Consider the following 14,693-nt stretch of genomic DNA (forward strand, 5'->3'; position numbering starts at 1 on the left):
TTTTGTGCGCAAATTGCGGACAACTAAGAGGTGATAAACATGGGCGTAATTGAAATTAAAAATTTGACCTTTGGCTATGATAGCCAAGGACACAATCTCTTTACCGATGCCAATTTGGTCATCGATACGAAATGGAAACTGGGCTTAATTGGTCGCAATGGTCGGGGCAAAACCACGTTGATGAAACTGTTGCAAGGGCAGCTGCCTCATGAAGGAAAGATTTTCCATCAGTTGCAATTTACTTATTTTCCTCAACCGGTGACCGATCCGAGTCAGCTGACTTATTACGTGTTGCAGGGGCAAGGGGAGTTTGAGGACTGGCAGATTCAGCGGGAGTTGAATTTGCTTAAGGTGGATCCGGATATTTTGTGGCGACCTTTCGACAGCCTTTCTGGTGGGGAACAGACCAAGGTGCTTTTGGCCTTGTTGTTCGTGGAGGATGCTAGCTATCCTTTGATCGATGAGCCCACCAATCACTTGGACATTCTCGGGCGCAAGCAAGTGGCGGACTATTTGCGGAATAAGCGGCAAGGCTTTATCTTGATTAGTCATGACCGCAGTTTTGTAGATGAAGTGGTGGATCACATCCTATCCATTGAAAAAAGCCAGCTGGTCTTGTATCAGGGGAATTTCTCCGTATATGAAGAACAAAAAAATATGCGAGACCGCTACGAAGTGGAACAAAATGAAAAACTCAAAAAAGAAATCGGTCGCTTGAAACAGACCGCAGCAGAAAAAGCCGAATGGTCCCGGGGACGAGAAAAAGACAAATACGGCAAAGCCAACGTCAAAGGCAGTGGAGCGGTTTATGATACCGGCTTTATCGGTGCCCGGGCGGCGCGAGTGATGAAAAAATCAAAAAATCTAGAGCGACGTTTGGAAGGTCAGATTGCCGAAAAAGAAGAACTCTTGCAAGACATGGAATACATCGATCCTTTGAAAATCAACTACCAGCCAAGCCATCACAAGTTGCTGCTAAAAGTCACGGATCTGGTCTTGTCCTTTGACGGCAAACCTTTGTTTAAGCCGGTTTCCTTTGAAATCCAGCAAGGAGAGCGGATTGCCATTGCCGGAGCAAACGGTGCAGGAAAATCCTCGATTATTCGCTACTTGCAAGGTAACTTCACCGGGGAAGCTACCGGAGAAATCCTTCGTCCTAATCAAGTAGCCACAAGTTATGTACGGCAAAATTATGAAGACAATCGGGGCACTTTGCCGGAATTTGCGGAGAGTCATGGCTTGAGTTACCAAGATTTATTGAATAACTTGAAAAAGCTGGGCTTTGAACGCACCGTCTTCCAGAATCCGATTGAGCAGATGAGCATGGGGCAACGAAAACGGGTGGAATTGGCAAAATCCTTGGCAACACCAGCGGAACTGTACATTTGGGATGAACCTTTAAACTACCTGGATGTCTTCAACCAAGAACAGTTGGAAACGATGATTTTGGCTGCTCAGCCGACCATGCTCGTGGTAGAACACGACAAAACATTTTTAGAAAAAGTGGCGACTCAGGTGATTACCTTGGAAGCCCCAGAATAAAGTAAAAGGAGTCCAGCGATGATGATTGAAACTAGTCGCCTACGCCTAAGAGAATGGCGGATAGGGGAAGAAGCCCTGCTAGCTCGTTTTTTAAGTGATGAACGGGTGATGTATGCTTATGAAGGAGCCTTTAGTGAAGCCGAGGTCGCCCATTGGCTCCAGTGGAATCTGGCGTCTTATGAGGAAGATGGTTTCGGTTTGTGGGCTGTAGAAGACAAGGTCACGGGAAAACTCTTAGGCGAATGTGGTCTGACTTGGCAAGTAGTGGAAGGGGAAAAACTGTTAGAAATCGGCTATCATTTGCTTTATGATGCGTGGCATAACGGCTATGCACAAGAAGCGGCCCAAGCTGTCCGAGATTACGCTTTTACTACTTTGAATGCTCAAAAAGTCCATTCCATCGTGCGAGATACCAATCTAGCTTCCATGAATGTGGCCATCAGAAACGGCATGACTGTGGAAAAACGCTTTGTAAAAGAATACAAGGGTGTGGTGATGCCCCATTACTTATTTGCAGTGGAAAAGCCCAAAACCACGTAATTACTGGTAACAAAGCTTAAGGAGGAACCCTATGGAAAAAGAACGCTGTGGTTGGAGCCACCAAAATGAAGCCATGACCCGCTATCATGATGAAGTCTGGGGCGTGCCCATTCGGGAAGATCAGCAACTTTTTGCGAAATTAATGCTAGACATCAATCAAGCCGGTCTTAGTTGGAATACGATCTTACAAAAGTGGGACAATTTCGATCATGCCTATGATCATTTCGAAATTGCCAAAGTGGCGGCTTATCCCCCAGAAAAAGTCGCAAGTCTCTTGCAAGATCCTGGCATTATCAGGAACCGCAGAAAAGTGGCCGCCGCCGTTAACAATGCCCAACGCGTTTTGGAAATCCAGCAAGAGTGGGGCAGCTTTTCGGACTATCTTTGGTCCTTTGTGGACGGAAAACCTGTGATCAATGACTGGGCAAGCCTAGCAGAAGTCCCCGCCACAAGTCCTTTGTCCGATCAAATCGCCAAGGACTTAAAAAAACGTGGCTTTTCCTTTGTGGGTTCCACGACCATTTATGCTTTTTTACAAGCGGTGGGCATCATTAATGATCATCTCGTGACTTGCTTTCGCCATCAGGAATTGGTGGAAGAGACGATGAAATAAAACAATTAGAAGAGTCCTTTTCTCGGTATTCCCGGGAAAAGGGCTCTTTTTTGTGTGTGATATAAGTTTGGTTAAATATTTTATAAGTATATATCTATATTGAAAATAGAAATAGATTCCTTTACAATGTAGCTGAAATCGATTTCAAACTAAAAAGATGGAGCGTGAAAGAAGATGGAAACCATTAAAGGCATGACCTTTGGCTTTATGAGCAAGCGAGGGGATTGGCAAAATCCTAGGAGTCGAGAATCTTTACGGCTGATGCAGGAACATTGCAGTGTGGAACACGTGATTTTACCGATCACAGTTACGCAAGCTCATCCCCAATCCGTAAAAATTGATTGGCAAGCTGACGAGGTAGTGACAGATGAGGAAGTCAAAGAATTGATTGCGTATGCAAAGAGCCTAGGGTTAAAGGTGATTTTGAAACCTATGGTAAATGTCGCCGATGGTACTTGGCGGGCCCATATTAATTTCTTTGATCACGATGTTCCCTGTGAACCAAAATGGTCGGAATGGTTTGCTTCTTATGGAGAGTATCTAAATCACTATGCCCAATTGGCGGAGGAAACGAAATGTGAAATGTTCGTCGTGGGCTGCGAATTGGTCAATGCCGATCGTCGGGAAGCAGAATGGCGGTCACTGATTGCAGAAGTACGGCAACGTTATCAGGGATTGATTACGTACAACTGTGACAAGTATCAAGAAGATCACCTAACTTGGTGGGATGCGGTGGACGTGATTTCCTCTTCTGGTTATTATCCGCTAGCTTCTTGGGAAGAGGAATTAGATCGAATCGAGGAAGTAGTAAAGCGAGAGCAAAAACCGTTCTTTTTCTGCGAGTCCGGCTGTCCTAGTCGTGTAGGTAGTGAATATTTACCAAATGATTGGACGCTTTTAGGACAGGTCAGTCTTGATGCGCAAAGTCGATGGTTTCAAGCCATGTTTGCCGCCTGTGACAAACGAGCATGGGTTCAAGGCTTTGGTATCTGGGATTGGAAAGCTTTTTTATACGACTTAGATCAGGCGTCCCAGGATACAGATTATGCTCTTTATGGGAAACCTGCGGAAGCAATCATTCAGAAATTCTATAAAAGTACAAAATAATATATTTTAGGTATATACTTATAAAGGGAAATGTAGTATTATGTTTTTGTAATCGTTTTCCAAGTTTCGAAACTGGCTGGAAAGGTAACATTGGTTCTGCTCAAAAAATTTTTTTTGAGAGCGCACTTTATCTATTCATTAGGAGGAAGAAACATGAAGAAAAAAATGCTAGGTTCATTGGTAATCTTAGGGGCAACTGGGTTAATACTGGGTGCTTGTGGCAATCAGAAGGAAGCGGACAAAGGGAATGGCAAAACAGAAACTATCACGTTTATCAACCACAAAACCGATTGGGAAACCAACGGCAAGTGGGATGAGTACATGGCGGAATTCAATAAAAAATACCCAGACATCAAAGTAGAGATTCAGACTATCACCGATTATGCCGGACAGATTAAAACCCGGATGAACAGTGAAGAGTACGGCGATCTCTTGATGATTCCCGGAGATATTAAACCAGAAGACTATGGCAATTTCTTTGAACCATTGGGGAAAAAGGATGAGTTAGGGGAAAAATATTTAGGCTTAAATGATCGTTCGTATGATGGTACAAGCTATGGGATCCCGTCTCAGATGAATGCTACTGGACTAGTGGTGAATCAAAAAGTCTTTGAAGATGCAGGGATTACGGAATTTCCTCAGACACCGGAAGACTTTATCAGCGCATTGAAAACGGTGAAGGAAAAAAATGCGGAAGTGACACCTCTTTATACGAACTACGCTGCAGGTTGGACTCTTTCAAACTGGGATTTTGTCCGTAGTGGGGCCGCAGGGAATCCAGATTTTACTAATGAAATGACAACGGATACAGCTCCTTTTGACAGTGGAAAAACCATGAATACGATCTACAACACCTTGTATGAAGTAAGCAAACAAAAATTAATTGAAGCCGATCCGACAACCAGTGACTGGGAACAATCCAAGGTAGATATGGCGAATGGAAAAATCGGTGTAATGGTCCTTGGTAGTTGGGCAGTGCCCCAAATCAAAGAAGCGGTGGCGGAAAATGCGGAGGATATCGCATTTCAACCATTCCCAATGACAGCTCCAGATGGCAAACAATACTTACCAATCGGCGGAGACTACAACTACGGGATCAATGTTCACAGTAAGCATAAAGAAGCAGCACGGAAATTATTGGATTGGTTAGTAAATGAGTCGGACTATGCCGAAGACAATGGTGGTTTGTCTGCCAAAGTCGGCGCAGACTATCCAGAGTCTTTACAAGTAGCGCAAGAAGCCGGAGTAGAACTTTTGGAAGAAAATCCTGCACCGGCCGGCAAAGAATCCTTGTTCAGCGCAATTAACGATCAAGCTGAATTAGGAATTGGCACCACGGATGCAGAAAAACAACGAATCATTGACGCTGCTGTGGGCAATTCCAATGAAACCTTTGATGCCATTATGAAAGACTTTAATACTCGTTGGGCCGATGCTATGAAGACAGTGGGGGAATAAAAACGAGTCGCTAACTTATCGTATCAACTTCTTTTGTACTGTGACAAAGCAATCGGGAAAGCACTGCTTCTCCTAGGGCTTTGTCATGGTCTGAAGAAGGTGCTGGCGCAAAAATTACATAGTGAGTTCCTTGCGACCAGATAAACAGGAGATTTAAAAATGACAGGAGGATTCAAGATGAATAAACCAGCAGAACTTGCGCCGGTGAAACCAAAGAAAAAATCCCGGCTGAGTCAAAAAACGGAAAAACGCATCCTGATTTTTACGTTTACGATTATTCCTGTGGTATTGCTCTTATTGCTTTCTTATTATCCATTAGTGAAGATGTTTCAGTATAGCTTGACGGATTGGAACGGTTATTCCCCGGACAGCACCTTTGTAGGCTTGGAAAACTACAAGACGGTTTTAACCAATCCCAAATATTTCACCGTCTTTAAGACGAGTTTGTATTATTTTATCGCAACCTTCCTTCAGCTGGCGGTGGCGCTGTTATTTGCCACGATTCTGTCCTTTAAAGTGAAGTTTGCTAACTTTTGGAAGGGTGTTTTGTTCTTCCCTTATCTACTGAACGGGGTGGCAATCGGCTTTATCTTCTTGTATTTCTACAAAGGCGGCGGAACTTTGGACACCGTGCTTTCTGCATTGGGATTGGATAGTCAGATTCGCCTGTGGCTAGGAGATCGCTCCATTAACAATATCTCATTGGCCTTTACTTCCTTATGGCGTTATACCGGGTTTAACTTCTTGATTTTCTTAGGGGCGATTCAGTCGGTCAACCCGGAAGTCTATGAAGCCGCAGAAATCGACGGAGCCAATCGCTGGGATGAATTCCGCTATATCATCGTACCGAGCATACGGAAAATCATCTTTTTGAATTTGATTTTGGGCATCAGTGGTTCCTTGAGCGTCTTCGATATTCCTTATATCATGACTTCGGGGGCGAACGGCACGATGACCTTTGTAATTCAAACTATTGATACAGCCTTTAAGTACAACAAGGTGGGGCTGGCTTCAGCCATGGCAGTGATTTTACTGGTGATTGTATTAGTGGTGACGCTGATTCAGCGCCGATTTATCACGGAAAAGGAGGGCTAGCAGATGAAAAGAGGATTATCGATAGGCAAGGCTTTTCAATATTTGATTTTAGCAGTTGGGGCGATTGTGGCCATCCTGCCGATTTTAGTAGTCTTTATCGGTTCTTTTAAGTCTAATAATGAATTTTTGACTACCGGCGTTTTAAGTCTGCCGAAGTCTTTGGATTTTAGTAACTACAAGACAGCCTTTGTCAGTGGGCAGATGCTTACAGGGTTCAAGAATACCTTGATTATTTTTGGCATTAGTATGGTAGGGAAGCTTTTGTTAGGTTCTATGTTTGCTTATGTAATGAGCCGCTTTGACTTTAAACTAAAGAAGCCGATTATGGCACTCTTTATGTTGGCCATGCTGATTCCAGGGATTACAAGTCAAGTGGCGACTTTCCAAATTATTGAAGGCATTGGCTTATTTAACACCATCTGGTCGGTAATCTTGCTAAATCTGGGAACTGATGTGATTTCAATCTACGTATTTTTGCAGTATTTAGATGAGATTCCAGTGTCTTTAGATGAATCGGCGTTTCTTGATGGGGCCAATTATTTCGGAATCTTTTGGCGAATCATTTTACCCAACCTGAAAGCACCGATTGTTACGATGTTAATCATCAGCGGTGTTGGAGTGTACAACGATTTTTACAATCCTTTCTTATACATGCCTGATCGCAATTTGAAGGTGATTTCTACTGCGTTATTCGCTTTTAAAGGACCTTATGGCACGAACTGGCCGGTGATTTTAGCTGGGGTAATTATCGTGATTTTACCGATTCTAATCGTGTTCTTAGCTCTACAAAAATACATCTACAATGGTGTGGCAGGTTCAGTGAAATAAGCAAAAAAAGTATCGAAAGGAAGAAGGACTATGACAGCAAAAAGCCGCCTGACTAAAGGTGTTGAGTTTCTTTACGTCTTAGTCAAGAGTTCACTGTTTTTCTGGGGAACACTCATTAAAATGGCTGGGATTTATGGCTGGGTTTCTGCCCAAGAAAAAACCATGTACGCCGTAGACCATCCCGAAGCGGTACATGAAGGGCTTAGCCGCATTACCGAAAACCTAGGCAAAGCGAAACTTTGGGAGAAAACTTTATCTGTAGGGATCTTCTTGTCTTTTGCCGGAGTCATTGGAACTTTGGTGTGGGGTGTAGGCTCATCACTTTCGGTTTTATTCTTAGTAGCCAGCGGAATTTTGTTGTTGTTCTTACTGCTTTTGACTACGAATTTTTTAGTGACGCCAAAGGCTGGGCTAGACTTTGCAACATATAGCTATCTTGTGTTAAGTCAAACGTTACGCCCAAGTTTGTGGAACGGGTTTGTGGTTGCCAATTTTGTCTTTTGGGCCTTATTACTTCCGATTAGTCCACTATTGTTTTTCTTGGTAGCGCCGGGTGGTGTCTTTTATTTATTGAAAAAAGGTCACCAGAAATTACTTGAATTGAAAGGACAAACACATGATTCATATTAATGAGCGAACAAATGAATTTCATCTGCAAAATGAAAAGATCAGCTATGTATTTCGAGTGATGGAACAGCTGGAAGTCTTGGAACAACTGTACTTTGGCAGTCGCATCCCCGTTTATGAAACTCACGATTTTTTAATCGAACGAGAGATTCGTCCTAGTAATAACCAATTAGCAGAAGATCATACTACTTCTTTGGAGCACATTAAGCAGGAGCTGGGCATTTATGGGACCACGGATTTTCGTTATCCTATGTTGCGCATTCGCTATGAAAACGGTGATCGCATCAGTCAGTTCACCTATGCTGGTTACCGAATCGTCAAGGGGAAGAAGTCTTCTGTCGGCTTGCCGGGGACTTTTGGGGAAGAAGGGGAAACGTTAATCATCACCTTACAAGATGCCTACTCCCTTTTACAGGTGGAGCTCTTTTACACGATTTTTCCCGATAGCGCCGTGGTTACTCGGCAAATGAAAGTGTTGAATCCCAGTTCAATAACCTATGAACTCCTGGATTGTCTGAGCTTCAATCTGGACTTGCCAAATCAAAACTACGACTGGCTACACTTGGACGGGGCCTGGGCACGAGAAACACAGTTGAGCCGTACTCCTTTAAATTACGGGGTGCAGGAAGTTTCCAGTACGCGAGGAGCATCGAGCCACGTACACAATCCTTTTTTGGCCCTTTGTACCAAGGAAACCACCGAACACCAAGGAGAAGCTTACGGGTTTAGCTTGATTTATAGTGGCAACTTTTTGGCACGGATACAAGTAGACACTTATGATATGTTACGGGTACAAATGGGCATCAATCCCTTCGAATTTTGCTGGCAATTAACAGGACAAAGTGAATTCCTAACTCCTGAAGCGGTTTTAGTGTACAGCGATACTGGGCTAAATGGCATGAGCCAGACGTTCCACGAATTTTTCACAGAACATTTGATTAACCCACACTGGGCACATAAACGACGACCCGTTCTGATTAATAATTGGGAAGCAACTTATTTTGATTTTTCCAGCGAGAAGTTGCTCCAAATTGCCGAAAAAGCGGCAGAAATCGGCGTGGAGCTCTTTGTTTTAGATGACGGTTGGTTTGGGCAGCGGAACAGTGACAAGGGTTCCTTAGGGGATTGGTCGGTACAAAAAGAAAAATTGCCAGAGGGAATAGCCGGACTGGCGCAAAAAATCAATGGGTTAGGCTTGGAATTTGGTCTGTGGTTTGAGCCGGAGATGATTTCGAGAGATACACCTTTGTATCAAGCCCATCCGGAATGGGTCATTGGCAATCCGGAAAAAAATATCTCCCACGGTCGCAACCAATACGTTCTAGATTTTAGCAATCCTCAAGTAGTGGAGGAGATTTTTCGGCAAATGGATGAGATTTTGTCCTGTGGGCGGATTTCTTATCTTAAGTGGGATATGAACCGCTACATCTCGGAACCTTTTTCCAATTATCTCGGTGAACAAGCGCAAGGGGGGTTATTTCATCGCTATATTCTCGGCGTTTATGCGCTTTACGAAAAGTTATTGGCCAAGTATCCAGCGCTGTTGATTGAGTCCTGTGCTGGAGGTGGCGGGCGCTTTGATCCGGGACTGTTATACTATGCCCCTCAAACTTGGTCCAGTGACGACACGGACGGTGTGGAACGCTTAAAAATTCAGTATGGAGCATCCATGCTTTATCCCTTGTCAAGCATTGGCGGGCATCTTTCAGCCGTGCCGAATCATCAGGTGGGACGCTCACCGGGCTTGGATTTTAGAAGTGATGTGGCGCTTTTTAGTACCTATGGTTTGGAACTGGATGTGACGCAATTAACCCCTGAAGAATTAGGCAAGGTTAAGGACGCCATTCAGACTTTCAAATTACGACAGGACCTGATTCACGAGGGCAAATTTTACCGATTAATCAGTCCTTTTGAAGAAATAAATTGCAGTTGGATGGTGGTGTCAAAGGATCAGAAACAGGCACTGGTAGCGGACTATCAAGTCTTAGGAAAACCCAATCCAGCCTATCGTCGGCTGAAGCTTGTAGGGCTAAATCCACAGGCCTTTTACCAAATCAACGGGTCGGAAACATTGCGCTCCGGAAAAGACTTGGAGCGTATTGGGCTGATTTTCGGGGGCAATTACATTAAGCGAGCCCAGGATTATTGGTCCCGAGAGTTACCGGGAGATTATCATTCCCAACTGTATTATTTGGAACAACAAGAGTAAACCGTAACGGGGAAAGGGAGGATGCTAGTTGAAAAAGTACACGTTTATCGCCAATGATATTCGCAAGAAAATTTTAGAAGGCGTCTACCAAGCCAACCAGCAAATTCCCTTTGAAAAAAAGCTTTGTGCCGAGTATGGCGTCAGTAAGATGACGGTTAAAAAAGGCCTGGATATTTTAGTGGCGGAAGGCCTGATTATTAAACGCCGGGGTTCTGGGACTTTTGTGAAGGACTTAAGCGCATCTGAGCTGGAGCGCTTGGCTGTGGCAAATCAGTTTCGGGGAACTACTGCTTTACATCCGGATCAGAAAGTGAAGAGTAAAGTCTTAGTCTTTTCCGTGATTAATGCGGATGCTTTGATAAAAAATAAATTAAACATGCAAGAAGATCAGTTTGTTTACAATATCTCCCGGGTGCGTCTTGTGGAAGGGGAACCTTTAGTAATGGAGCGAATGTTTATGCCCATTGATTTAATCCCTGGCTTGAAGAAAGAGCGGATTGAAGGTTCCCTTTATGAATACATTGAAGAGGATTTGGGTTTGAAAATTCAAAGTGGTCACCGGAGCATCAGTGTACGTCAAGCCACAAAAGAAGAGCAAAGCTATCTCGGGCTTACTTCAGGAGATCCCGTGGCGGTGGCGGAACAGATCGCTTATTTGGATACGGGACAAGCTTTCGAGTATTCCATTTCTGTGCATCGCTATGACAATTTCTCCGTGGAGTTCGTCTTGACTAGGAGTTAAAGAATTATGCCCTAGTGACTTTAATTAGCAAACAATAGTATGTAGTTGTACGTTTATGAGGAAAGAAGGAATCTGTATGAGTATTTTGGCAGTGGATATCGGTGGTACCAGTGTGAAGTATGCTTTGTGGCAAGCAGAAAGTCTGCAAAATCCCGGGAATTTTCAGACGCCGGACAGTTGGTCAGCGTTACAGGAAGAATTACTGCGGGTACTAGGGGAACAGGCAAAACAAAGTCCAGAGGAGATCGAAGCTGTAACCATTAGTGTACCTGGCGCAGTGGATAGTGAAGCTGGGGTCATCGGTGGGTACAGTGCCATTTCCTACATTCATCATTTTCCTTTTGTGACAGAACTTGAAGCAGCCCTAGGCAAACCTGTTTTCATCGAAAACGATGCCAACTGTGCCGGCTTGGCCGAGGCCTATTATGGTGCGGCTAAAGATGCTCAGAGTTCGGTGGCGCTAATCATCGGTTCTGGAGTAGGAGGAGCCGTGATTTTGGAACGTCAGCTAATCAAAGGAAACAGTCTTTTTGGGGGAGAATTTGGTTATATGCTGACAGAAAAGGGGCATACCTTGAGTGAGTTAGCAAGCCCGGTGCACGCAGCCAAACGTTACGCAAAAGCTATGGCATTAGCAGAAGCGATTGACGGTCAGCAGTTGTTTGCTTTAGCTGAAAAGGGCGACGAAAGGGCCCAAAAAGAAGTGGCGCAAATCCATCGTGCCTTGGCCATCGGTATTTACAATATTTGCTTAGTAGTCGATCCAGAAGTAGTCTGCATCGGGGGTGGGATTTCTACCCGTAGCGACTTTTTGGAGCCGGTGAAGGAACAGCTGGCGCAGTTGCAAGCCCAACAACACGCAGAAGACCAAGTCATCACGGTGAAAATCTGTGAGTTCCAAAATGATGCCAATCTAGTAGGCGCTGTGGCAAATTATCACTTACGAAAGGACCAGTAAGATGTATACAAAAGATGCATTGGCAAAGTGGCATGATTATTTGGGAAGCCAGCAAAAGCCTGCTGACTTTACGGAATTTTGGCAAAAAGGGCTAGCAGAAGTCGATCTATTGGGAACTACTCATGAAATGATCCCCCATGAATTATTTTCAAAACAGGCTGAGGGGTTTGATCTGACGTTTACTGGTGTTGGTGGGGCACGGGTTCACGCCCAAGTGATTCGACCAAAAGCAAATCAAAATAAGTGTCCAGTGCTGTTTCAATTTCATGGCTATCACGGGGATGCAGGAGATTGGACGGATAAAGTTGCTTTAGCCGCAGAAGGTTTCTGGGTGGTAGCTTTGGATGTGCGAGGGCAAGGGGGGCTTTCCGAAGATATGTCCCAAACTTCCGGAGGGACTTTGAAAGGTCATATTATTCGAGGGGTAGAGACAGGGCCAGATCACTTGTTTTACCGAAGTGTTTTTTTGGATATTTATCAGTTGACTCGGATTATCTTGCATTATCCCGAGGTTGAGTCTGAGAAATGTTATGCTTATGGGGCTTCTCAAGGGGGCGCATTGGCGCTTATTTGTGCGGCATTGGCCCCGGAGATTAAGGAGAGCTTTGTGTGCTATCCATTTTTAAGTGATTATCGAGAAGCCTATCGTTTAGACGTGACCAACTCTGCTTATGAAGAATTGGCCTACTGGTTTCGGTTTAAAGATCCACTCCATGAAAAAGAAGAGGATTTCTTCGCCACCCTTGATTACATTGATTTGCAATATTTTGCTCCCCGGATTACGGGGAAAGTTCACTGGGCCATTGGCTTAGAGGATACGGTGTGTCCACCAAAGACACAGTTTGCTGTCTACAACAACCTGATAAACGTTGCCGACAAAAAGCTTTACAGCTATCCGGAATACGGGCACGAGTACTTGCCTCGTTTTGGCGATATCATGTGGCAATACTTGTCTCAGGCAGTCACTGACAAATAATAAAAACAGGCAACTCCCACCATAATAGCGGGAGCTGCCTGTTTTCTTATGAGTCTAAGCAGGGGTAAGCAAGGCTTAGGCTTTTAATTTGTTAAAGAATTCCACATATTTTCCGACAATCGTCTTGAAGTAGTCTAAAGTTCCTTCTTGCACGTTGCCGTCTTCGTCCATTAGGTTGTTAATGCCACCGATATAGGCTTCTGGTTGTTGCAAAGTTGGCATATTCAAGAATACTAAGGATTGACGCAAGTGATGGTTGGCACCGAAACCGCCAATAGCACCTGGTGATACGGAAACAACTAAAGCAGGTTTGCCATCCCAAGAACTTTGACCATAAGGGCGAGAACCTACATCAAGGGCGTTTTTCAAAGCGCCGGGTACTGAACGGTTGTATTCTGGTGTGAAGAAGAACACGCCGTCTAATGGCATTAATTGATCACGGAAGGCTTGCCATTCCACTGGGATATGGCCTTCTGCGTCCAAATCTTCATTGTACAATGGCAGATTGCCAATTTCGAGAAAGACTGCTTCAAAGTCTTCCGGTAAGAGCTCTGCAAAGGCATGGGCTACTTTTTTGTTGTAAGATGCAGTCCGTAAACTACCTACGATAAAACAAATTTTCTTTGTCATGAACGATTCCTCCTTGATGGGTTTAAATAATGAAAATAACTTACTTACTAATTGTAACTAGAATCTCCGGAAAAGACAAAGAAAAGGTCTTTTGGCTAGAAATAAGCCGAAAAACACCGGAAAACAGGGGAAAGTCAGAAGAATTTAACCTGTAAAGAAAAAACTCTTTACACCATCAGAAAAACCTGTTAAACTAGCCCATGTGAGAAAATTATATGGAGGTGTAAATAATGGCAGTAAAAATCCGTTTGAAACGTATGGGTTCTAAAAAGAAACCTTTCTACCGTATCGTAGTTGCTGATTCTCGTTCTCCTCGTGATGGACGTTTTATCGAAACAGTTGGGACTTACAATCCTTTAACTAACCCTGCGGAAGTTTCTATCAAAGAAGATTTGGTTTTGGATTGGTTGTCTAAAGGTGCGCAACCTTCAGATACCGTTCGTAACATCCTTTCTAAAGAAGGCGTTATGAAGAAACATCACGAAGCAAAATTTTCGAAATAAGGTGACCGACTATGACTGATTTACGAGATTTAGTCTTAACAATCGTCCGTCCTTTAGTCACCCACCCGGATGCAGTGAAGTTGGAAATCGAAGAGTCTCGTGACTTTATGGAGTACAACTTAACCGTCGCTCCGGAAGATATCGGTCGGGTCATCGGCAAGCAAGGTCGAGTTGCAAAAGCGATTCGCACCATTGTGTACGGTGTCCGCACAGAAGGTCCTAAAAAGGTCCGTCTGAATATCTTAGACAATAAGTAATCGAAAACCGTTTGAGCCTTTGCTCAGACGGTTTTTTTGTCTTTTGGCGGGTAGTTTAAATCTATGAACCGTTTGCTTTTTTGCGAGCAAATGAGTTTGTCTTTTTCAAAAAAAGTCCTATGCTAAAAGAAAAGAAGGTGAAAGCGATGTTGCAAATAAAACGAGTGTATGAAGAAGCCGGGGCTGCAGATGGCTACCGGGTCTTAGTGGATCGCCTGTGGCCCAGAGGACTTAGTAAAGAGCGGGCCCACGTGGATTTGTGGCTCAAAGAAGTAGGCCCTAGTCGTGAATTGCGTCAGGCCTTTCACGGAGGCAAGATTGATTTTGCAGCTTTTCGTCAGGCTTACGAAGAAGAGCTAAAGCATGGAGCAACCCGGACTGCTTTTTTGCAATTACAAGAAATCGTAAAAGAACACGCTCAGGTGACGTTGTTGTTTGCGGCTAAAAACCAAGCCGAAAATCAAGCGGTGATCTTAGAAGCGTTGCTAAAGGCAAAGCGGTGACCAAAATTTTCATAAAATGCCTGTGATTTAGTGAAAAATCAGCTTTCCCTGGTTATTCTTTTCCGTTACAATAGAGGCTACACTATGTTTTGGAAGGAATGAAGA

At 44.0% G+C, this 14,693-nt stretch carries 16 protein-coding genes; 15 read left to right on the forward strand and 1 reads right to left on the reverse strand.

From position 1 onward, the window contains the following. Positions 1–39 precede the first annotated feature (39 nt). From I579_RS07505 to I579_RS07560, 12 genes are all read left to right on the forward strand, one after another. Positions 40–1,542, forward strand: a complete 1,503-nt coding sequence (locus I579_RS07505; protein ID WP_010754215.1) for an Lsa family ABC-F type ribosomal protection protein — start codon at positions 40–42, stop codon at positions 1,540–1,542. A gap of 18 nt (positions 1,543–1,560) precedes the next feature. Then, positions 1,561–2,082, forward strand: a complete 522-nt coding sequence (locus I579_RS07510) for a GNAT family N-acetyltransferase (RefSeq protein WP_034810447.1) — start codon at positions 1,561–1,563, stop codon at positions 2,080–2,082. A 31-nt stretch (positions 2,083–2,113) separates the two neighbouring features. Beyond that, positions 2,114–2,695, forward strand: coding sequence for a DNA-3-methyladenine glycosylase I (locus I579_RS07515; RefSeq protein WP_010754213.1), 582 nt, complete (start codon positions 2,114–2,116; stop codon positions 2,693–2,695). A gap of 174 nt (positions 2,696–2,869) precedes the next feature. Continuing rightward, entirely contained in the window at positions 2,870–3,802 is a 933-nt protein-coding gene (locus tag I579_RS07520) for a glycoside hydrolase family 113 (protein ID WP_010754212.1), read from the forward strand. Positions 3,803–3,955: 153 nt separating this feature from the next. After that, positions 3,956–5,260, forward strand: coding sequence for an ABC transporter substrate-binding protein (locus I579_RS07525; RefSeq protein ID WP_010754211.1), 1,305 nt, complete (start codon positions 3,956–3,958; stop codon positions 5,258–5,260). 177 nt (positions 5,261–5,437) lie between these two features. Further along, entirely contained in the window at positions 5,438–6,355 is a 918-nt protein-coding gene (locus I579_RS07530) for a carbohydrate ABC transporter permease (RefSeq protein WP_010754210.1), read from the forward strand. 3 nt (positions 6,356–6,358) lie between these two features. After that, positions 6,359–7,183, forward strand: coding sequence for a carbohydrate ABC transporter permease (locus tag I579_RS07535; protein ID WP_010754209.1), 825 nt, complete (start codon positions 6,359–6,361; stop codon positions 7,181–7,183). A gap of 30 nt (positions 7,184–7,213) precedes the next feature. Beyond that, positions 7,214–7,813 carry a hypothetical protein gene (locus I579_RS07540; RefSeq protein WP_010754208.1) on the forward strand — a complete coding sequence of 200 codons (600 nt, stop codon included), beginning with the start codon at positions 7,214–7,216 and terminating at the stop codon, positions 7,811–7,813. Then, a complete protein-coding gene (locus I579_RS07545) occupies positions 7,800–10,019 on the forward strand; it encodes an alpha-galactosidase (RefSeq protein WP_010754207.1) in 2,220 nt (739 codons plus the stop codon). The genes I579_RS07540 and I579_RS07545 overlap by 14 nt, the downstream gene beginning before the upstream one ends. A 28-nt stretch (positions 10,020–10,047) precedes the next feature. Further along, positions 10,048–10,761 carry a GntR family transcriptional regulator gene (locus I579_RS07550; RefSeq protein ID WP_010754206.1) on the forward strand — a complete coding sequence of 238 codons (714 nt, stop codon included), beginning with the start codon at positions 10,048–10,050 and terminating at the stop codon, positions 10,759–10,761. A gap of 76 nt (positions 10,762–10,837) precedes the next feature. Next, positions 10,838–11,719, forward strand: coding sequence for an ROK family protein (locus tag I579_RS07555; RefSeq protein ID WP_010754205.1), 882 nt, complete (start codon positions 10,838–10,840; stop codon positions 11,717–11,719). Between the two features lies 1 nt (position 11,720). Beyond that, positions 11,721–12,695 carry an acetylxylan esterase gene (locus tag I579_RS07560; RefSeq protein ID WP_010754204.1) on the forward strand — a complete coding sequence of 325 codons (975 nt, stop codon included), beginning with the start codon at positions 11,721–11,723 and terminating at the stop codon, positions 12,693–12,695. 75 nt (positions 12,696–12,770) lie between these two features. Here the strand turns inward: I579_RS07560 and I579_RS07565 are convergent, their stop codons facing one another. Next, entirely contained in the window at positions 12,771–13,325 is a 555-nt protein-coding gene (locus I579_RS07565; RefSeq protein WP_010754203.1) for an NADPH-dependent FMN reductase, read from the reverse strand. Positions 13,326–13,555: 230 nt separating this feature from the next. Between I579_RS07565 and rpsP the strand changes: the two genes are divergently transcribed. The 3 genes from rpsP (at position 13,556) to I579_RS07580 (ending at position 14,588) form a co-directional block, all read left to right on the forward strand. Then, positions 13,556–13,828 (forward strand): 30S ribosomal protein S16, encoded by a 273-nt coding sequence (gene rpsP / locus I579_RS07570; protein ID WP_010754202.1) that lies wholly within the window; start codon positions 13,556–13,558, stop codon positions 13,826–13,828. Between the two features lie 11 nt (positions 13,829–13,839). Then, positions 13,840–14,085, forward strand: a complete 246-nt coding sequence (locus tag I579_RS07575) for a KH domain-containing protein (RefSeq protein ID WP_010754201.1) — start codon at positions 13,840–13,842, stop codon at positions 14,083–14,085. A gap of 146 nt (positions 14,086–14,231) precedes the next feature. Further along, positions 14,232–14,588: a DUF488 domain-containing protein gene (locus I579_RS07580; protein ID WP_010754200.1), complete on the forward strand. Its 357-nt coding sequence runs from the start codon at positions 14,232–14,234 to the stop codon at positions 14,586–14,588. The last annotated feature ends 105 nt before the right edge of the window (positions 14,589–14,693 follow it).

The sequence above is a fragment of the Enterococcus asini ATCC 700915 genome (assembly GCF_000407365.1).
GTDB lineage: Bacteria > Bacillota > Bacilli > Lactobacillales > Enterococcaceae > Enterococcus_C > Enterococcus_C asini.